Consider the following 21,196-nt stretch of genomic DNA (forward strand, 5'->3'; position numbering starts at 1 on the left):
TGGTATAGATAGGCAGGAGTAAATCTTTGAAACAGTACGTTAAGTTCGTTTCAGTCGCGATGATGTCCGCATTGACTGTCGGGTGCGCAAGTATGTCTGCGGGGAACTTGTTTAGTCACTATAGCGCACAAAACCAGAGCGTGTATCAAGCGCTGAGAGCGGGTGATTATTCAGAAGCTCAACAAGAGCTACCCGATTACGCTGCAGGCGACATTCTGGATAACCTTGAAAAAGGCCGCGTATATTTACTAGACCAACAATACGCAGAGAGTAAGTCTTGGTTCGAGCAAGCAGACCAAGCCGTAAGAGTTCAGCAAGATAAAGCCGTGGTGTCGGTGACAGACAGCGCTGCTAGTGTGGGTGCATTAGCCGTTAATGACAACATTACCGAATATACCCCAGCCGATTATGAGTTAGGCTTTCTTCATCTTTATCTTGGATTGAATTATCTCAAACAGAATGATTTAGAGGGTGCATTGGTAGAAATGCGCCGAGCTAACCAAGTTCAGGAGCAAGCCAAGAAGCAACGTGAAGCAGAACTTCAGCGCGCAGCAAATGATGCGAGGTCTCAAGGGCTTTCAGCTAACGTGGGCAGTATTCTCTCGAATTACCCAGACGCAGGTAAGAAGCTGCAATCTGTGCAAAACGCATATTTGATGTTCTTGTCTGGCCTGCTTTATGAGGCGTCTAATGACCTTAACAGTGCTTACGTTGATTATCGACGCGCATTGGCGGTGATGCCTGATAACCAACAAATAATCGAACGCACTATGCTGGTGGCTCAGCGTTTAGGTATGCGTGAAGATTTAGCGAAGCTAAAGAAACGCTACTCAATGCCAGCGTCTCTTAATTCTGGTGAAGGACGAGTGATCGTCTTAGATGAGCAGAGCGTTGTACAAGCAATGGACAGTTGGCGTCTAGATTTACCGGTTTATGACAGTCGCGACCAAGGCGCCATATATTCTCTAGCTCTGCCATACTATTCAAAGCAGCCAAATGAACGATTTACATCGATTCGTATCGATGGCACTTCGCTTAACGGCAGTTTGTTGACCGATGTAGACGCCATGGCACAGAACGATTTATCTGAGCGCCTGCCGGGTATTGTGATTCGTCAAGCACTGCGAGTGGTCGCAAAAGACCGAATTCGTAAAGAAGCGACGAAGGGTGATGATGTCGGCAACTTGTTGTTCAATGTTTGGAATACGCTGACTGAACAACCAGATACTCGCAGTTGGCAGTCGCTGCCAGCTCAAGTGAAGAGCAGCACCTATGTGGCAGCGTCAGGTAACTACACGTTAGAAGCGGGCGGCAAGTCATATCAGTTTGATGTGCGAGAAGGGCAAACCACGCTGGTTTGGGTTTCTCGTCAAGGGAACAACGCCACCATGTGGCACAAGCAGCTAGGGAGGCTGTAATGAAAAAGTGGTTAGTGAGCTTAGCGGCTGTAGCAGCCTTAGCCGGTTGTGCAGAGAACACAGCGGGTGTACGTGTTGATGGCCTAACACAAAACGTATTTTTTGGTGACAAGGTACTAGGTAGTCGACTGCTAGTTGATGATGTTAGAACCGACCAAGTAGACGGTCATACTCGTGGACTTGTGCGTCTGACTAGTGAATACAAGGGTGATCAGAACATCCTCTATCGCTTTTATTGGTATGACGATGCAGGCCTAGAGGTGAATTTGAAACAAGGGCCTTGGAAGCAAGCCATTGTACGTGGTTTTGAAACCATCACCTTGTCAGAGATTTCAGTAAACCCGAAAGCAACACAGTTTAGAGTGCAGTTTCGGGAACAGTAATATTTAACGGTTCCGTTGAACATGATGATAACCGTTCAACTGAGCTCCTAAAATTTATGGGTAGGGCGTTGTCTTACTCGGATATGTGAGGAAATAAAATGAAAAAGAGTGTCATTGCGCTATTAGGATTGGCTGTAATTCTAGGCGGTTGTTCAAACAAAGTAAGTTATGGTGATGCGCAAGCAGTAGAAACCACGACCATCGATTTCGGTTCTACAGACCTTCAAACGATTGCTGGTGAAATGGTTGATAGCATGATGGCTTCTGGTTCGGTTTCTTACATTACCCGTGATCAGCGTCCGATCGTGTTTGTAGAGCGCATTAAGAACAAAACCAGTGAACATATCGATACTGAGTCAATCACAGACACAATCAGTACTAAAATGTTGAACTCAGGTAAGTTCCGCTTCGTTGATATGGATCGTGTAGAGTCAGTTCGTGATCAACTGAATTTCCAAAACAACGACGAACTTGTTAACCAGAGCTCAGCGATTCAGTTCGGTAAGATGGTCGGCGCTCAATACATGCTTTACGGCAACCTATCAAGCATCGTTAAGAAAGACGGTAGTGACCAAGACGTGTACTACAAAATGACAATGCGTTTAATGGATCTTGAGTCTGGTCTAATCGAGTGGGCAGACGAGACAGAAATCCGTAAGCAAAAGTCTAAGAGCCTACTGGGTCTATAATTCAGTCTGAGTAGCGATAGATGTGGTATACCCGTTATGAGTGATGTGCGCTCTTTACGCTACACCAAGACTAAGTGACAATAAAAGACACCTGCGGTTGACGTTGGTGTCTTTTTTATAGGGAGAACAGAGAATATGGCGATTTTTAGCTGGGATGAAGCCAAAAAGTTAGATGTGAGTTTAGGCTCACTCGATGACTATTTCGATGTATCTCCTGTTAAAGCACAAACGCTAACGGGTGGTCTGACTAACCGTTGTTGGAAGATTGAAGCATCCGATGGACAAGCTTTTGTTTGGCGACCGATCACATCAATCACAGAAGCATTCTGTATCTCTCGACATGAAGAGTATCAAGTGCTTTCAGCAATAGAACAACTGCAGATTGCACCTCAACCAATTACCATCAACAAGCAAGGTTTGTTGGTCGAGTGGGTTGAAGGCGACACCATTCACGATAACCTTTCACTTCAGCAGTTAATGCGAACTTTAGTGTCTGTACATTTAGTGAATACTTCACGATTGCCTTTGCATCCTTTTTGCTTTACCGCTCGCGTTGACCACTACTGGCTGAGGCTTGATAAAGAGCATAGAAGCGAAGAGTTTGAAACGATTTACCAAAAGTGGCGCTCCGCACCTAGTCTCCCTCCAATGGAAAACACACTTTGTCATTTTGACCTTGGTGGTTACAACCTCGTACGTCAGGATAGTGAGATAAAGATTATTGATTGGGAGTATGCCGCACTAGCGGATCCTCGACTTGATTTAACGCTGACTATTTCAGTCTCCAATGAGTCAGTAGAAGAGGCCGTCAAACAATACTGTCAATTTAGAGGCATTCACGATACCCAAGCATGGATAGACGGTGTCGAAGCTTGGCTACCGCACAGTAAAATGATGGCGATGCTTTGGTATTTGCTAGCCCACCAGTTGTGGGGGGATGAACAATACCTGCATGAAGCACGAGCACTCAGTTGCACTTTCTGTAGCTAGGATCACGTTTAGGATGGGAAAAATGCAAATTCAGATATCTGTACTTTAAAACCTTATTTTTCATGTTAGATTTATCAAAACGTACCAGCATTTTACCAGGGAGGTACAATGATTATTTACCTACATGGCTTCGACTCAACAAGCCCGGGCAACCACGAAAAAATACTGCAGTTGCAATTCATTGACGATGACGTTCGTTTCATTAACTACAGTACTCTACATCCGAAACACGATATGCAGCACTTGCTTAAAGAAGTACACAAAGTGATTGAACAATCTGATGATCCACACCCGATAATCTGTGGTGTTGGCTTAGGTGGTTATTGGTCTGAGCGCATCGGTTTCTTATGTGGCATCAAGCAGGTGATCTTTAACCCGAACCTAAGACCAGAAAAAAACATGGTTGGTAGGATTGACCGTCCAGAAGAGTACGAAGATATTGCAACAAAGTGTGTCAGCCAATATCGAATGAAGAACAAAGATCGTTGTTTAGTTGTACTGTCTCGTGAAGATGAAATTCATGACAACAGTAAAACGGCCGCGGAGCTGGAAGATTACTATCAGATCATTTGGGATGAAAAAGAGAGCCATAAATTCAAGAAGATTTCTCAGCATTTACAAGCGATGAAAGCCTTCAAGAACGCTTAACTTGCTATAAAACTTTTAGCCCAAAAGCAGTGCTCTAACAAGCGCTGCTTTTTTGTGTTCAACTTATTTGTAACGTGAATGAAAATGACGCAAACGTTAGCTATTTTTCTTCGAAACCTCATTGAAGGTAAGGATTTTAGTTGCGGTCACGTTTTTGCTCTATATAATGTTCGGTAATAAAATATTTTGATAAATATCAAAAAAAATTGAGAGCGAGTCATAAACTTGCCCATTTTTTGCGCTATGCCTCGCAGGTAAGTGCATTTTATCCACGTGAACACACTAAAGCAGATGACTTTAGTCTTAGCCCCTCTAAACACTCGGTGATAGGAAACGAATCGATTCTTCCCACTGCGACAACGCAGGTTACCGAGTAGAAAACAGAATTTATCGGTTGGAGCAATCGAGCCGAGCCCCATTTATTTATTTTGTAGAGGACTGTCATCGTGACAAAAATTATCGTAGTAGGCGGTGGTGCTGGTGGTTTAGAACTAGCAACCAAGCTAGGGCGCACCCTAGGACGCAAGAAACGCGCAACGATTACATTGGTTGACCGCAAAGCGAGCCACCTTTGGAAACCGTTACTGCATGAGGTAGCAACAGGCTCTTTAGATGAAGGTGTCGACGCATTAAGCTACCGTGCACATGCAAAGAATCACTACTTTGATTTCCAAATGGGTAGCCTTAACGACATCGATCGTGAGCGTAAGGTTATCGCCCTAAGCGAACTTCGTGATGAAAGTGGCGAGCTACTGATGCCAAGCCGTGAGCTGGAATATGACATTCTAGTTATGGCAATCGGTTCAACGTCGAATGATTTCAATACTCCTGGTGTTCGCGATAACTGTATCTTCCTAGATAGCCCTGAGCAGGCGCATCGTTTCCGTACCGAGATGAACAATGAGTTCTTGAAGCTGCATGCTAAGAACGGTCAGGGTACGGTAGACATCGCGATTGTTGGCGCAGGTGCAACGGGTGTAGAGCTTTCTGCTGAACTGCATAACGCGGTAAAAGAGCTACGTACCTACGGTTTTGGCGACCTAGATTCAAGCAAGCTTAACGTGAACCTAGTTGAAGCGGGTGAGCGTATTCTTCCTGCGCTACCTCCACGTATTTCAAGCGCAGCGCATTCCGAGTTAACCAAACTTGGCGTGAATGTTCGTACTACGACTATGGTGACTCAAGCTGACGCTGACGGTCTTACGACGAAAGATGGCGAGAAGATCCCAGCTCAGATCATGGTTTGGGCAGCAGGCATCAAGGCTCCTGACTTCATTAAAGATATTGGCGGTCTAGAGACAAACCGTATCAACCAGCTGGTAGTAAAAGATACGCTGCAGGCAACGCGTGATGACGATATTTTCGTTATTGGTGACTTAGCACAATGTACGCAAGCGGATGGTTCTTTTGTACCACCACGTGCACAAGCGGCACACCAAATGGCGAGCTGCGCATTCAGCAACATCATTGCAAAACTAAATGGTCGTGATCTGAAGGCTTACATCTACAAAGATAAAGGCTCTCTGGTTTCTCTTAGCCGTTTCTCAACGGTTGGTAGCTTGATGGGTAACCTGACTAAAGGTTCAATGATGGTTGAAGGTCGTATCGCTCGAGTGGTTTACATCTCGCTGTACCGCATGCACCAAATGGCGCTGCATGGCGTGATTAAGACATCACTGATGATGTTGGTAGGCCGTATTAACCGCGTACTACGTCCAAACCTGAAGCTGCACTAATCAGCTTAAAACGGTTATGACAAAAAAGAGCTCCTGAGAGCTCTTTTTTTATGCTTGTACAAAATGCTAGGCGATTATCGCTTAGGTTGCGCATCAATGCACTGGCCATGTACGTCTGTCACACTTGGATTCATCAAGTGCAGGTACAGAGGCATAATGTCCAATGGTGTTTTAAGCTTGTTCGCATCTTCACCTGGGTACGCTTTAGCACGCATACGTGTTTGAGTCGCACCAGGGTTAATCGCGTTTACACGCAGTGCTGTGCCTTCAACTTCATCCGCTAAGATCTGCATCATGCCTTCAGTCGCGAATTTTGAGATAGCGTAAGAGCCCCAGAACGCGCGGCCAGAGTGGCCAACCGTTGAAGAGGTGAAAACAATACGACCCGCTTCCGCTTTCTTAAGTACAGGCAGCAGAGCTTGAGTCATTAGGAACTCAGCCTTCACGTTAATCTGCATTACGTCATCAAACGTGTCTTCTTCGATTTGGTCGAATGGGCTCAGTGTACCAAGTACACCTGCGTTGTGCAGGAGACCGTCTAAACGACCGAACTGAGATTCGATAGTCTCGGCCATGTCGATGTAGTTCTGTTTTGTGGCACCCTTAAGGTCCAGCGGGATGATTGCAGGTTGTGGGTAACCTGCCTTTTCGATTTCGTCGTAAATAAACTCAAGGTTTTTCACGTTACGGCCGAGCAAAATTACAGTCGCACCGTGTTGAGCAAAACTTAGTGCAGCTTGGCGGCCAATACCGGCTCCAGCGCCTGTAACCAAAATTACTTTATCTTTGAGGGCATCTGTAGAGATTGGGTAATCCACTGTGCTTATCCTTCTTTTTTATGTTCGTCATTCCATTGATGTTTAATCACACAGATAACCGCAGGAATGATTAGAAATTCTTGGTAATCGTGACAAGATGGTTACAATACACTAATTCGTACATTAGGGGATATGACATTGGAATTTTTGTTGGACTACGGCTTGTTTTTAGCCAAGATTGCGACTGTTGTAATCGCCATTATTGCAATTTTAGTGATTGCGAAATCGGTGGGTGGCAAATCAAGCGCGATAAAAGGTGAGCTGGAAATCACTAACCTATCTGATCACCACAAGCAGACGATCGAGCAGCTAGAGCATCACTTACATGATGATGCCTTCATCAAGGCTCGTGATAAAGCTGAAAAGAAAGCGGAAAAAGAGAAAACCAAGTCACGCGGCAAAGAAGTTAAGAAAGCGGCGAAAGAGGGCGAGCTAGACAGCAAGCGTGAACCGCACCTATTTGTTTTAGAATTCAATGGCAGTATCGATGCTAAAGAAGTCGCTTCTCTTCGTGAAGAGGTAACAGCGGTACTCGCTGTGGCTCGTGAGGGCGATGAAGTATTGCTTAAGCTTGAGTCTGGTGGCGGTATGGTTCATGGCTATGGTCTAGCGTCTTCTCAACTTGATCGCATTAAAGCAGCGGGTCTTCCTTTGACTATCTCTGTTGATAAAGTTGCTGCAAGTGGCGGTTACATGATGGCGTGCATTGCCGATAAGATTGTTTCAGCGCCTTTCGCGATTGTGGGTTCTATCGGTGTTATTGCTCAGCTACCTAACTTTAATAAGCTACTGAAAAAGTACGATATTGAATTTGAACAGCTAACGGCAGGCGAATACAAACGCACACTTACGATGTTTGGTGAGAATAACGATAAAGCGCGTGAGAAGTTTAAGCAGGAGCTTGAAGAGACTCATGGCTTATTTAAAGACTTTATTCGTGACCACCGCCCAGAGTTAGATTTAGAAAAAGTGGCGACAGGTGAGCACTGGTTTGGTATTCAAGCTCATGCTCTAGGCTTGGTCGATGAGATCCGTACTTCTGACGACATCGTTGTTGATGCGTGTAAAGAGAAGACAGTTCTTGCTATCCACTACGTTCAAAAGAAGAAGCTTTCAGACAAGCTTGCTGGCGTAGCGGGTAAGTCGGCAGATAACATTTTACTTAAGCTGATTGAGCGTGGTCAAAAGCCAATCGTATAAGTGTCGGTTCCTTAATAGGAAGCCTCTGGTATAAAAAATAAAAGCGCATTGGTGTTAGCCAGTGCGCTTTTTTGTTTGATGAACGTAATGTGTTGATGGGTTTAGTTAGATCTTCGAGCCGTAATCATTGCGCTTTGGGCACGTCGCGAGAATCTCCCTATGTCCCGTGTCTTTTAGTTCTTCTAAGACCACGTCAAAGCCCCACAAGCGATAAAGATGCTTCATTACCTCGTCATAGCCTTTATCTAGGGGAATGCGGTCGTGAGGCACGTATTGTAGAGTCATTGAACGGTCGCCTCGCACATCTACGTTAAAGACTTGAATGTTTGGCTCTAGGTTACTCAAGTTGTATTGTGCGGCGAGCTTTTCACGGATCATTCGATAGCCCATTTCATCATGAATCGCACTCACTTCAATCACGCTCTTGCGGTCATCGTCGAGTATCGAAAATAACTTAAAGTCACGGATGATTTTGGGTGATAGATATTGACTGATAAAGCTCTCATCTTTGAAGTTGTGCATGGCAAAGTGCACCGCCTCAAGCCAATCGCTACCAGCTAACTCAGGGAACCACTCCTTGTCTTCATCTGTCGGGTTTTCACAGATTCGGCGGATATCTTGAAACATCGCAAAGCCAAGTGCGTAAGGGTTAATTCCGCTGAAGTAAGGGCTGTTGTATGGCGGTTGTGCCACAACACTGGTATGGCTATGTAAGAACTCCAGAATGAATTTGTCACTTACCAAGCCTTCGTCGTAAAGGTGATTCAAAATCGTATAGTGCCAGAAAGTTGCCCAACCTTCGTTCATCACTTGTGTCTGTTTTTGTGGGTAGAAATATTGGCTGATTTTGCGCACGATACGAACACACTCACGTTGCCATGGTTCTAGCAGTGGGGCATTTTTTTCAATGAAGTAGAGGATGTTTTCCTGTGGTTCACTTGGGAAGCGTACTTTCTGTTCTTCCTCTTTATCACGGTTCTTCGGTACGGTGCGCCACAGTTCATTCACTTGAGACTGTAGGTACGCTTCACGCTCTTGTTGACGTGCTGTTTCTTCTGCGATGGAGATCTTCTCAGGGCGTTTGTAGCGGTCGACACCATAGTTCATCAATGCGTGACATGAGTCGAGTAGTTGCTCAACCTCTGAGACGCCGTACTTTTCTTCACAATCCGCGATGTACTTTTTCGCGAACAGAAGATAATCGATGATGGAGCTAGCATCCGTCCATGTTTGGAAAAGGTAGTTACCTTTAAAGAAAGAGTTGTGGCCGTAACAAGCGTGCGCCATCACGAGCGCCTGCATGGTCACCGTATTCTCTTCCATCAGGTAGGCGATACATGGATTAGAGTTAATCACGATTTCGTAAGCAAGCCCCATCTGGCCGTGCTTATAGTTTTGCTCTGTTTGGATGAACTTTTTACCAAACGACCAGTGGTTGTAATTAATCGGCATACCGATACTGGAGTAGGCATCCATCATCTGCTCAGAAGTAATGACCTCAATCTGATTGGGGTAGGTGTCGAGTCGGTAATGCTCCGCAACACGTTTGATCTCGACGTGGTATTGTTCTAAGAGATTAAACGTCCAATCAGGGCCGTCTGGTAGCCTCTTGCCCTTGTTGTTATTCGCAGGGCTATCTTTCTCTGCAACTTTGGATTCTGTTGTCATGAAAAGCCTCCTTACGCTGTCTCTTTCTGGAACAGTTCTCTGAATACTGGGAAGATATCTTCCACCGTTTTTATGTTTTTCATGGCGAAATTATCGAAGGTCGCTTCTAGCTTTTCATACTCATGCCACAACGTTTGATGTGAGCGACGAGTAATCTCGATATAGGAATAGTATTGGCACGTAGGTAGTAGTTTCTTGACCAGTAGTTCTTTACAGCGTGGTGAATCGTCTGCCCAGTTGTCACCATCGGACGCTTGTGCTGCGTATATGTTCCACTCATTGGCTGGGTAGCGCTCTGCGACAATCTCATCCATCAGCTTAAGTGCGCTGGATACAATCGTTCCACCAGTCTCTTGAGAATAGAAAAACTCGTGTTCATCGACTTCTTTTGCCTGTGTATGGTGGCGAATAAATACGACGTCTACATTCTCGTAGGTTCGGTTCAAGAACAGGTACAGCAATACATAAAAGCGTTTCGCTATGTCTTTGGTTGCTTGATCCATCGAGCCAGAAACATCCATCAGACAGAACATTACCGCTTGGCTGGATGGAATAGGGCGCTTCTCATAGTTTTTGTAGCGCAGGTCGAACGTATCAATGAAAGGCACACTCTCAATTTTCTTCCTCAGTTCAGCGATCTCTTCTTTTAATCGCGTCTCTTCGAAAGGTTGAGCAGGTTCTGTCATTTGTACTTTGTCTAACTGTTCCATCAATGAGTTTAGTTCGCGGCGCTTACCTGCAGTCATCGCGGTTCTTCGAGCGAGCGATTGTTGCAGTGAACGAACCACCGCAATATTTGATGGAATACCTGCAGTTTGATAACCAGAGCGGTGTGTTTTCCACTCGGTGATTTTGTTTATCTGATTCTTTTCTAGGTTAGGCAGCTCAAGATCTTCGAACAGAATATCAAGGTACTCGTCTTTGGATATTTGAAAGATAAATTCATCTTGTCCTTCGCCATCCGGACTCGCTTCACCTTGTCCAGAGCCACCACCTTGTCCACCACCTTTTGGACGTTCGATTTTATCGCCAGTGATGAATTGGTCGTTACCTGGATGGACGCGCTCTCTTACGCCCCCTTGCCCCTGATGGAAGCTTGGCTCTTTGATGTCTTTATGCGGAATAGAGACATCTTCACCCGTCTCTGTATTGGTGATTGAGCGACGGTTAACAGCATCTGCTACCGACTCTTTGATTTGCTCTTTGTGGCGTCGAATAAAGCGCTGCCTGTTTACTGCGCTCTTGTTCTTACCGTTGAGCCTCCGATCAATAAATTGTGCCATAAGAACTCCCTCTCAAATTTTCGTCGTGAACCTACTTCTTGTGAGTAGTGGAGCTGCCCTCACTAGGCAGCTCGACACGTTTTGGCTTATGAGGACTTACGAACTCTTAGGTACCATTCAGAGAGCAGTCTTACTTGTTTCTCGGTGTAGCCTTTTTCCATCATACGAGCGACGAAGTCATCGTGCTTCTTCTGGTCTTCAGAAGATGTTTTCGCGTTGAATGAAATAACAGGGAGTAACTCTTCGGTGTTCGAGAACATTTTCTTCTCAATCACAGTGCGTAGCTTCTCGTAACTGGTCCAAACTGGGTTTTTACCATTGTTGTTCGCCTTCGCACGGAGTACGAAGTTTACAATTTCATTACGGAAGTCTTTAGGGTTACTGATACCCGCTGTTTTCTCGATTTTTTCAAGTTCACCGTTGAGTGAAGCGCGGTCGAATAGCTGACCTGTCTCAGGATCACGGTACTCTTGGTCTTGAATCCAGAAATCAGCGTAGGTGACGTAGCGATCAAAGATGTTTTGCCCATACTCTGAGTAGGATTCCAAGTATGCGGTTTGAATCTCTTTACCAATGAACTCGACATATCGAGGCACTAGGTAGCCTTTTAAGAATTCTAGGTACTTCTCGGCCGTTTCTTGAGGGAATTGCTCACGCTCAATCTGCTGCTCAATAACGTAGAACAGATGTACCGGGTTTGCCGCGACTTCGGTCTGGTCAAAGTTAAACACTCTCGAAAGAATCTTAAAGGCGAAACGAGTCGATAGACCGGACATACCTTCATCAACACCGGCGTAGTCACGATACTCTTGGTAACTCTTCGCTTTTGGATCGGTATCTTTCAGGGTTTCACCATCGTACACGCGCATTTTTGAAAACAGCGATGAGTTTTCAGGCTCTTTCAGGCGAGACAAGATACTGAACTGAGACAGTAGCTCAAGTGTACTCGGTGAGCATGGTGCTTTGGACAGTTCACTGTGCTCAAGCAATTTCTGGTAGATTTTCACCTCTTCAGAAACGCGCAGACAGTATGGGACTTTCACTATGTACACACGATCCAAGAATGCTTCGTTGTTTTTGTTGTTGCGGAATGTCTGCCACTCAGATTCATTTGAGTGCGCGAGAATCATACCGTCGAATGGCAGTGCTGAAAGGCCTTCAGTACCGTTAAAGTTACCTTCTTGCGTTGCTGTTAGTAGAGGGTGGAGCACTTTGATAGGTGCTTTAAACATCTCTACAAACTCCATAAGACCTTGGTTTGCCTTACACAACGCGCCCGAGTAGCTGTATGCGTCTGGGTCGTCTTGTGAGAAGTGCTCTAGCTTACGGATATCAACTTTACCTACTAAAGATGAGATGTCTTGGTTATTTTCATCTCCCGGTTCGGTTTTCGCAATCGCGACTTGATCGAGAATTGATGGACGTACTTTTACGACTTTAAAGCGTGAAATGTCACCGCCAAATTCATGCAGGCGCTTCGCTGCCCACGGAGACATAATCGAGCGTAGGTAGCGCTTCTCAATACCGTATTCTTGCTTTAAAACGTCCCCGTCTTCATTAACATCGAATAAGCAGAATGGATGGTCATTTACAGGGCTTCGCTCGCCGTCAGCGCAAAGTACGTAAATAGGCACCTTTTGCATGAGTGATTTTAGTTTCTCTGCCAGAGATGATTTACCGCCACCCACAGGGCCAAGGAGGTAGAGAATCTGTTTACGTTCTTCTAAACCTTGAGCTGCATGTTTTAGATAAGAAACAATCTGTTCGATCGCGTCTTCCATGCCGTAGAAGTCTTCGAATTCTCGGTAACGAGAGATCACACGGTTCGAGAAAATTCGGCTGAGCTGAGGGTCTTGTGCGGTATCGATGACTTCAGGCTCACCGATCGCAAGCAGTAGGCGCTCAGCAGCGTTGGCATAAGCACTCTTATCGTCTTTACACAACCCAAGGAACTCTTGCAGAGTCAGCTCTTCTTCCTTGGCTGCTTCATAGCGTGATTGATAGTGGTCGAAAATACTCATAGTCACATTCCCCTTGTTAACCAGTCAAAACTGACGAGCGATTGAAAATTACGAACTCCCCACAACTTAAGCCTAGACCCGCTTATACAATTCTGCTTAACAATTATGCATTTATTTACATTTTTGTCGGATTTGTGATGTTTGCTGAATGTGCAAACTAAGGGGCAACGCCTAAACGAATGACTAGTTATACGAAGAACTTTTAAACAGAGTTTTTAAATTTTGAAGTTTTATTATTTACAGGGTAATAATGAACATTATCGAACATTGACCAGGTGAATTGTTGATTTTTGGGTATCTCATACTGTATAGTTCGCTTGGTTTTAATTTATACAGATTTACGAAGGGTTGATAGTGAACAGAAATTGGGTAAAAGCGTTAGTGGTAAGTACCACTTTATTGGTGACTTCTGGGGTTCAAGCTAAGATATCGCAATGGTCTTTAGGTGTTGCTGCTTCTTACTCTCCAGCAGTGTATAAAGACACGCCGTCGAATCGCGCCGTTATTCCGATGGTGGGTTACGAAGGCGAACACTTTTTTATGCGTGGCTTTAGCGCTGGCTACCGTTTGTTTCCTGTCGGCAGCCCACAGAACATTGTATTTAGAGCTGTGTATGACCCAAGAACTCTAAAACCAAGCGATTCAGATAATGTTGATATTCAACAACTTGATGAGCGTGAAGCATCCGTATTAGGTGGCGTGAGCTATCAAGTGATCACGTTAGTTGGTATGTTTGAAGCGACAGCCGGTTCAGACATCGGTTTTAAACACAATGGCCTTTATGGTGAAGTTGCTTGGCGCTTGCCTATACGTCGAAAAGGGTGGGGAATCACGCCTTCAATCGGTTACGCCTATAATAGTGAACGTTTGAACAACCATCTTTATGGTGTGAGTGCAGAAGAGGCAGCAAGAACGAGTTTTGATGAATTTGATGCTGACTGGGATGGGCAATACTTTATTGGCTTCGGCGGTTACATGCACATTACGCCAAACATTCGCGTGACTGGCGGTGTACGTTACACCAACTTAGAAGGCGATATTGAGAAGAGCCCAATTATTGAGAGTGGCGTGAATACCACCGCGAATGTCGGTATTGCTTACGTTTTCTAATCACTGACATTGATTAGGTTGAAAGCATAGAACGCAAAAGGGTTGCTCATGAGCAACCCTTTGTTATTTTTGTCTTTCTTTTATGCGTTAAAGATTTGAGATAGCTCTGTCGCACAAAGGTGGTACTGACGAGGGCAGTTGCGCCATGTCGTCAACATGCGACGGTACTTATCAAGCATCGGCATCTGGCTATTGAAGTGATGATCGGCTTTGTCGAATTGAGGGTAAAGACCTTCAGAATCAACCAAGAAGCGCACGTAATGTACGATTTGTGCTTCTGATGCGATATCAAAACCTAGGAACTGTAGGCGACGCTGATCTACGTCTTTACGCTCATCTTCCGCAAGCATTTTGTTCGATTCTTGCATCGCGTGATACATCTCCATGATGTCGATGATTTCACGACACTCTGCTTCGGTTAGGCAACCAAACTCTTTGTTCAGTTCACGCATTTGTAGTTCGTAACCACGTTCTACAATCGTCTGTAAGCGTTGGTATTTAGCAGAGTTCTCAGGATCCATTTGAGACATTAAGTAGTATTGATTTGATAGAATTAGACGCTGAGCATTGGTCATTTCCATGGGAGGAGCCTCACTAAAAAACTAAATGTTGTAATTTGTTTGTTGAAGTAAGAGTAACAGCAATTCTACTTACCGAAACATGATCTCAACACGGATTTAATACGTTTTTTTGAAATGATCAACAGAAGTTGTAACGAAAAATGAGAGGATATGAATAGAAACCATGAATGAGTGGGGAGTGTCGCATCCATAAAAAAGCGCCTCATAAAAATGAAGCGCCTATAGAAACGTGGTTGATTAGTATTTAACGTTTGAGTGGTACTCACTCAATACTGATACGATCTCATCCATAGTCTCTTTGCTTGGTGGGTTTACGCCTTCAAGAGGGTACTCAATACCCAAGGCTTCCCATTTGTGAGCGCCAAGCTTGTGGTAAGGAAGCAGCTCTACTTTTTCGATGTTATCCATATCTTTAATGAACTCACCTAGTAGACGTGCATCTTCAGGGGTATCTGTATAACCTGGAACGACAACATAGCGAATCCAAGTCGTCTTGCCGATTTTATGCAAGTAGCGAGCGAAGTCGAGAGTACGCTTATTAGAAACGCCAATGAAATCTTGGTGAATCTCATCGCGCATATGCTTAAGGTCGAGCATAACCAAATCCGCAGCGTCGAGAACTTCATCCACCACTTCAGTGTGCTTACGGATGTAGCCATTCGTGTCGAGACAAGTATGGATCCCTTCCGCTTTTGCAGCTAGGAAAAAGTCGCGTACAAATTCTGGTTGCAGCATTGCTTCACCGCCAGAACAGGTAACGCCACCACCAGAGGCTTTCATAAAATGACGGTACGATTTTGCTTCGTTGATGATTTCCTCAACGGTAACTTCTTTGCCATCATGCGTGTCCCATGTATCACGATTATGACAATACATACAGCGCATTAAACAGCCCTGTAGAAACACAATAAAGCGGATTCCTGGGCCGTCGACGGTACCACAAGATTCGAATGAGTGAATGCGACCAGTTGTAGACATGAGCTGTTCTCGTATTAGTATTTATGTTGGTTATTTTATTACAAAAACGGTACATAAAATAGGGTCAATACGCCTTTGAATGCCCAAAAATAAAGGCAATCACCACTGAGGTTGATTGCCTTTATCTGTATGTTTAGCAAATGAATACTTAGGCTATTTTATGCCTAGAAGAATGCGAAAAATGTTAGCCCGCCTGTCGTATAAATTGACTCTTTCGCTTCTTCATAATCAGGTGTCTTCATAGTTAGTGAGAAGGCAGCACCGACATGTTGATTGTACCAAGCAACGCCGGCTACTGCCGTCGCTTGAATGTTCTCTAAAGTCACATCATAAATCGCTGGGTTTTCGCCATTTTCAAGTGCATATTTTTCAACACCAGAGCGGTCACCCTCAATCGTAATATCATTGAATCGGTAACGACCTTCTATGCCTGCGTAAGTAAACCAACCTCGGTTCGATGCACCGATCATACCTGGACGGAATGGGTTTTCTGAAGTAATGGTTGCTGCACCAAAGTTACCGCCTAAATCGGTACCCCAACGAAGCATGAAACCGGTAGAAATATCACTTCTAAAGTTACCAGCATTAACCTCTGATACGTTAGATATCTCGAAATCGGTGTTTGCAACAGAACGAGAACGCATTAGGTTGAAATGGCTAAGGTAACCAACACTGCCGACAAACTCATCATCAACCTGGAATTCCCAACCATTAGGTTCATCAGATTTTGTGATTGAGTGGACAAGTTTTTGTGCTTGTTCAGAGAGCGCACTTTCACCTGTAGTACCTAAAGTCAGGTTGAATCTTTGTGCCTGCTGTGGGTGAAGGCTGATGTAATTAAATTCCGAATGCAGAAAACCAGCGTATGGTCGATCATTGGCCAAAGGTTCCGTGACCTCGATATCCGATGGGGTGTACATCTTATGGCCGACCGTGATTTCCCACTTATCAAGAGAGCTCGCTCCCCAAGCTGAAAGACTGAGAGGCTTTGCCCAGCTGTAAGGCGTAATCCCAGATGAGGTATAGCTCAAAAACAAGCCGTTCGTATAGTCTTGGTCCACGCCAAAAATACCGTCGTTATCAAGAGCGAAAGTGACGGTAGATCGCTCTGATGCGAACGACGAAAAAGACAATAGTAGTAGCGGTAGAAAACGGACAAGCTTCATGAAAAGGTACTCTTTGGTAACGAGCCGAAATAGTACCGCAAATTGGTACTAGGTGTGGAAAAAAAGTGAACGTAACAAAACATTTTTGCGCAACTTAACATTTCATTTTGTCGAGAGAGTGCACGAAATATCTTTGCAGATATAAAAAAGCCCCGCACATTGGCGAGGCTAATATTTTTACTGTGTTAGTCAGCTATAAGATTATAGAGACTCAGTAAATGTACGTGCGATTACGTCAGCTTGTTGCTCTGCAGTTAGAGAGTTGAAGCGAACAGCGTAACCAGATACACGGATTGTTAGCTGAGGGTATTTCTCAGGGTGCTTAACTGCGTCTTCTAGAGTGTCACGGTTAAGAACGTTCACGTTAAGGTGTTGACCACCTTCAATGCCAGCTTCGTGGTGGAAGTAACCATCCATTAGGCCTGCAAGGTTCGCTTTCTGACCTTCAACGTCTTTACCAAGAGCGTTAGGTACGATAGAGAACGTGTAAGAGATACCGTCTTGTGCATCAGCAAACGGTAGTTTACCTACAGACGTTAGTGACGCTACAGCACCTTTCTCATCACGACCGTGCATTGGGTTAGCACCAGGAGCGAAAGGAGCACCAGCACGACGACCGTCTGGAGTGTTACCTGTCTTCTTACCGTATACAACGTTAGACGTGATAGTAAGAACTGACTGTGTAGGGATAGAGTTACGGTAAGTCTTAAGCTTACGGATCTTGTTCATGAACGTAGAAACTAGTTCACAAGCGATATCATCTACACGAGAGTCGTTGTTACCGTATTTAGGGTAATCGCCTTCGATTTCGAAATCGATAGCAATGCCGTCTTCGTCACGGATTGGCTTAACTTTAGCAAACTTAATTGCAGATAGAGAGTCAGCCGCAACAGATAGACCAGCGATACCACAAGCCATAGTACGACGAACGTCACGGTCATGAAGAGCCATCAGAGACGCTTCGTAGCTGTACTTGTCGTGCATGTAGTGGATGCTGTTTAGTGCAGTCACGTACTGCTTAGCTAGCCAGTCCATGAATGTGTCTAGGCGACCCATTACGTCATCGTAGTTAAGAACTTCGTCAGTGATCTTGTCAGAAACAGGACCTACTTGAAGTTTAAGCTTCTCATCTACACCGCCGTTGATTGCGTAAAGCATTGTTTTCGCAAGGTTAGCACGAGCACCGAAGAACTGCATTTGCTTACCAACGATCATTGGAGATACACAACAAGCGATAGCGTAATCATCAGACTCTAGGTCAGGACGCATTAGGTCATCATTTTCGTACTGGATAGAAGAAGTATCGATAGATACCTTCGCACAGAAACGCTTGAAGCCGTCAGGTAGTTGCTCAGACCAAAGAACAGTGATGTTTGGCTCTGGAGAAGGACCCATTGTGTATAGAGAGTTTAGGAAACGGAAGTTAGTACGTGTAACTAGCGTACGACCGTCAATACCCATACCACCCATAGACTCAGTAGCCCAGATTGGGTCACCAGAGAATAGCTCATCGTATTCAGGAGTACGTAGGAAACGAACCATACGTAGCTTCATTACGAAGTGGTCGATCATCTCTTGAGCTTCAACTTCAGTGATTTTGCCTGCAGCGATATCACGCTCGATGAAGATGTCTAGGAAAGTCGAAGTACGACCTAGAGACATTGCAGCACCGTTTTGAGACTTAACAGCTGCTAGGTAACCGAAGTAAGTCCATTGGATAGCTTCTTGAGCAGTTTGAGCTGGCTCAGAGATATCGAAGCCGTATTTAGCAGCCATCTCTTTGATTTGACCTAGAGCGCGGTGTTGCTCAGAGATCTCTTCGCGAAGTTGCATTGTTTCTGCTAGGTTTTCACCGCTTTCGAATTGCTCTTGAAGAGAAGCAAATTGAGCTTGCTTGTCTTTCATTAGGAAGTCGATACCGTATAGAGCTACACGACGGTAGTCACCGATGATACGACCACGACCGTATGCATCTGGAAGACCAGTTAGAACACCAGACTTACGACATTTTAGGATGTCAGGCGTGTAGATATCGAAAACACCCGCGTTGTGTGTTTTACGGTATTCAGAGTAGATTTTTGAAACAGCTGGGTCTAGAGTCTCGCCGTATGCTTTACAAGAACCCTCAACCATGCGGATACCGCCGTTAGGGATGATAGCACGCTTAAGTGGCTTCTCAGTTTGAAGACCAACGATTGTTTCTAGGTCTTTCTCAATGTAACCAGCATCGTGAGAAGTGATGGTAGAGATAACAGAAGTATCGAATTCTACAGGCGCTTTAGTTGCGTTTTCCTGCTTGATACCTTCCATTACCGAAGCCCAAAGTTTGTTTGTTGCTTCAGTACCTTCAGAAACTAGGAAAGATTCGTCGCCTTCATACGGCGCGTAGTTCTTTTGAATGAAATCACGAACGTTTACTTCGTTTTGCCACTCACCTGCAGCAAAACCTTCCCAAGCTTTAGCAAATTGCTCTGCCATGACATACCTACCTTTTTAGTAGAAAAAACACGTACTTTAACGCTGTTGAGCCAGCGCCCCTGTATAGGGTAGTACACTCTTATTAATAACAATATGTATTATCACATTAGATTCATATGATTATATATATTGTCATTACTTTTTAAATGGTGTCTCACTTCGATGTATTCAAGACTACGCTAAAAAAAATCTGCAAACCTTAAACTAAATCAATAAATGCTAAAAAAAGTTGAGAAAAAAGGGGTGGTGACTTTCACCACCCAAACTTTTTTTGAATTTACTCTGTTTATTTGAATCCAGCTGTGATGGCTAGATACGTTTGGTCAGAGTATTCAGACCAACTTACAGCCAAGCTTTAATGCCGTATTGGCCTTCAAGCATACCAACTGCAAGCATTGCAACAAGACAGATAACAAGTACGCCTACAGGGATAACAATCTTGTCTACAAAAGATAGACGCTTAGGACGCTCTTTGTCACCGATCAGACCGTTGTTATCTAGAAGCATCGTTAGAGCCCATGCAAGAACTGGGTTAACAACCGCTGAACCGAAGATACAGATACCAGCCGCTTGTGAATCTTTGCTGTCTTTTACCATTTGCATACCTGCTTCAAGTAGAGGAAGAGATACACCAACTAGAAGTGCAACACGCATCACTGGTGGCCACACTGCAACATCCATTGGGAAACCAAGAATCGCAACGATGATACATAGAGAGCCAAGTAGGATTGCACCGCCTGGGATAGGACGTTTAGCGATCGCTGCTGGAATCATGTAAGTACCCCAAGATGAAGTGATGTTACCGCCACCTACAGCTGTACCAACCATTTGACGAACAGAACACATAGTCATTGTGTCATCTACGTCCATTAGTACTTTTTCAGATTTTTTAGGGTAGTTCAGTTCTTGGAAGATACGGTGACCTAAGAAGTCTGGTGACCACATAGCTACCGCAAGGATTGCAAATGGTAGAGACGCGATGAAGTGTTCCATGTTTGGAAGACCTAGCATCCAACCTTCTTCAGTTGAACCCCACCAGTAAACAGGGTTTAGGTTTGGAAGACCTGTCTCAGTTACGAATTTGATATCGAAGCCTGCACCAAGAACCAGAGCAATCGCTAGACCAGTAAAGGCACAAACAGGAATCGCTAGCCAACGCTTGTTCACTTTAGCAAGGAAAGCGTAAAGACCGATGGTAACGGCAAGTACAATAAGACCAATGTACCCCATGCTGCCTGCTGCAACTGTGTCTGATTCTAGACCAACCGCCCAAGCTTGGATTGAGTTAATTTGGCTCATGGTACCTGTTAGACCTAGGAAAATGAGCAAGCCACCGGCCGTACCTTCAGAGGTGAGGTTTACCAGTTTAGAGCCGCCTTTCAGTAGACTTAGGATTAAACCAAATACACCGATAAGGATCGCCAATGCCAGAGGGTGAGCACCTGCAAGAGCAATGGTACCGATAAGTGGGATCATTGGGCCGTGGTTACCGGCAAGGTTTGCTTTCGGATTGAAGAAACCAGAAGCAAGAATACAGAAGAGTAGTGCAGGAATAAGCATCTCTACACGAGCCACTTCAATGGCGAAGTCTTTGCCCAGGTTTACGTGGTCCCAAGCTTGCGTCAGACCTTCAGCCCAAGACATCATAACCGCTGAGTACATCGCGATGATGCCGATAGTACCAGCAAGTGCTGGAACAAGGTCTTCAAGTTCAAAACGGAAGTCACGACCAGGAAGGTTAAGGCCGAAGCGACGAGGCTTCATGATTTGCAGCTCGTGATCTAGATAGTCGGAGCGGCTTTCGAATTCAGAAGCAGGGCGGTGTAGCTCTTGATAGCTTTTTTCTTCTACTTCAGAGTTCGCATTGTTGACAACGTCTGACATAGATTCCTCATATTTTTATTTGGTAGTAATTCTAAAAATGAATTCTATAAATGCGCAAAACTGCGTCATCTCTTTTGTTTATAACTCATTAGCATAATGTTGCACATTTTTTATGTGCCTTATACGGCTAAGTTAAAAGAAACAT

Annotated in this window: 17 protein-coding genes; 8 read left to right on the top strand and 9 right to left on the bottom strand. The window is 44.7% G+C overall.

Annotated features, from left to right (window positions below; translation table 11 throughout):
* The first annotated feature begins 26 nt into the window (after positions 1–26).
* The 6 genes from L1D60_RS07680 to L1D60_RS07705 all read left to right on the top strand — a co-directional run bounded on the left by L1D60_RS07680 (position 27) and on the right by L1D60_RS07705 (position 5,864).
* Positions 27–1,418 (top strand): hypothetical protein, encoded by a 1,392-nt coding sequence (locus tag L1D60_RS07680; protein WP_239840559.1) that lies wholly within the window; start codon positions 27–29, stop codon positions 1,416–1,418.
* Entirely contained in the window at positions 1,418–1,801 is a 384-nt protein-coding gene (locus L1D60_RS07685; RefSeq protein ID WP_239840560.1) for a YcfL family protein, read from the top strand. The genes L1D60_RS07680 and L1D60_RS07685 overlap by 1 nt, the downstream gene beginning before the upstream one ends.
* 98 nt (positions 1,802–1,899) lie before the next feature.
* Positions 1,900–2,490, top strand: coding sequence for a penicillin-binding protein activator LpoB (gene lpoB / locus L1D60_RS07690; protein WP_239840561.1), 591 nt, complete (start codon positions 1,900–1,902; stop codon positions 2,488–2,490).
* Positions 2,491–2,625: 135 nt separating this feature from the next.
* Positions 2,626–3,480: a phosphotransferase gene (locus L1D60_RS07695; protein ID WP_239840562.1), complete on the top strand. Its 855-nt coding sequence runs from the start codon at positions 2,626–2,628 to the stop codon at positions 3,478–3,480.
* Positions 3,481–3,588: 108 nt separating this feature from the next.
* The gene (gene ycfP, locus L1D60_RS07700; protein ID WP_032549500.1) at positions 3,589–4,128 is read left to right on the top strand and encodes an alpha/beta hydrolase YcfP; all 540 of its coding nucleotides are present in this window, start codon (positions 3,589–3,591) and stop codon (positions 4,126–4,128) included.
* Between the two features lie 446 nt (positions 4,129–4,574).
* Positions 4,575–5,864, top strand: a complete 1,290-nt coding sequence (locus L1D60_RS07705; protein WP_239840563.1) for an NAD(P)/FAD-dependent oxidoreductase — start codon at positions 4,575–4,577, stop codon at positions 5,862–5,864.
* Positions 5,865–5,938: 74 nt separating this feature from the next.
* On the opposite strand, the gene L1D60_RS07710 is transcribed toward L1D60_RS07705, so the two are convergent.
* Positions 5,939–6,682 carry a YciK family oxidoreductase gene (locus L1D60_RS07710; RefSeq protein WP_032549496.1) on the bottom strand — a complete coding sequence of 248 codons (744 nt, stop codon included), beginning with the start codon at positions 6,680–6,682 and terminating at the stop codon, positions 5,939–5,941.
* Positions 6,683–6,814: 132 nt separating this feature from the next.
* Here L1D60_RS07710 and sohB point away from each other — a divergent pair, with 132 nt between their 5' ends.
* The gene (gene sohB, locus L1D60_RS07715) at positions 6,815–7,882 is read left to right on the top strand and encodes a protease SohB (protein ID WP_239840564.1); all 1,068 of its coding nucleotides are present in this window, start codon (positions 6,815–6,817) and stop codon (positions 7,880–7,882) included.
* A 105-nt stretch (positions 7,883–7,987) separates the two neighbouring features.
* On the opposite strand, the gene L1D60_RS07720 is transcribed toward sohB, so the two are convergent.
* The 3 genes from L1D60_RS07720 to L1D60_RS07730 form a co-directional block, all read right to left on the bottom strand.
* Positions 7,988–9,550, bottom strand: a complete 1,563-nt coding sequence (locus L1D60_RS07720; protein WP_239840565.1) for a SpoVR family protein — start codon at positions 9,548–9,550, stop codon at positions 7,988–7,990.
* Positions 9,551–9,561: 11 nt separating this feature from the next.
* On the bottom strand, positions 9,562–10,833 hold the full coding sequence (locus L1D60_RS07725; protein WP_239840566.1) for a YeaH/YhbH family protein: 1,272 nt from the start codon (positions 10,831–10,833) through the stop codon (positions 9,562–9,564).
* 86 nt (positions 10,834–10,919) lie between these two features.
* A complete protein-coding gene (locus tag L1D60_RS07730) occupies positions 10,920–12,854 on the bottom strand; it encodes a PrkA family serine protein kinase (RefSeq protein ID WP_150895222.1) in 1,935 nt (644 codons plus the stop codon).
* A gap of 381 nt (positions 12,855–13,235) precedes the next feature.
* Here L1D60_RS07730 and L1D60_RS07735 point away from each other — a divergent pair, with 381 nt between their 5' ends.
* Positions 13,236–13,964, top strand: coding sequence for a MipA/OmpV family protein (locus L1D60_RS07735; protein WP_239840980.1), 729 nt, complete (start codon positions 13,236–13,238; stop codon positions 13,962–13,964).
* An 80-nt stretch (positions 13,965–14,044) separates the two neighbouring features.
* Here L1D60_RS07735 and L1D60_RS07740 read toward each other — a convergent pair whose 3' ends face one another.
* From L1D60_RS07740 to L1D60_RS07760, 5 genes are all read right to left on the bottom strand, one after another.
* Positions 14,045–14,545, bottom strand: coding sequence for a YfbU family protein (locus tag L1D60_RS07740; protein WP_239840567.1), 501 nt, complete (start codon positions 14,543–14,545; stop codon positions 14,045–14,047).
* Positions 14,546–14,782: 237 nt separating this feature from the next.
* Complete coding sequence (gene pflA / locus L1D60_RS07745) at positions 14,783–15,523, bottom strand: pyruvate formate lyase 1-activating protein (RefSeq protein ID WP_239840568.1); 741 nt, start codon at positions 15,521–15,523, stop codon at positions 14,783–14,785.
* 164 nt (positions 15,524–15,687) lie between these two features.
* Positions 15,688–16,689: a lipid A deacylase LpxR family protein gene (locus tag L1D60_RS07750; RefSeq protein ID WP_239840569.1), complete on the bottom strand. Its 1,002-nt coding sequence runs from the start codon at positions 16,687–16,689 to the stop codon at positions 15,688–15,690.
* 201 nt (positions 16,690–16,890) lie between these two features.
* Entirely contained in the window at positions 16,891–19,167 is a 2,277-nt protein-coding gene (gene pflB, locus L1D60_RS07755; RefSeq protein WP_239840570.1) for a formate C-acetyltransferase, read from the bottom strand.
* 342 nt (positions 19,168–19,509) lie between these two features.
* Entirely contained in the window at positions 19,510–21,051 is a 1,542-nt protein-coding gene (locus L1D60_RS07760) for a DUF3360 family protein (protein ID WP_032549480.1), read from the bottom strand.
* Positions 21,052–21,196: the final 145 nt, after the last annotated feature.

The organism is Vibrio sp. Isolate30 (assembly GCF_022397975.1).
Classification (GTDB): Bacteria; Pseudomonadota; Gammaproteobacteria; order Enterobacterales; family Vibrionaceae; genus Vibrio; species Vibrio fortis.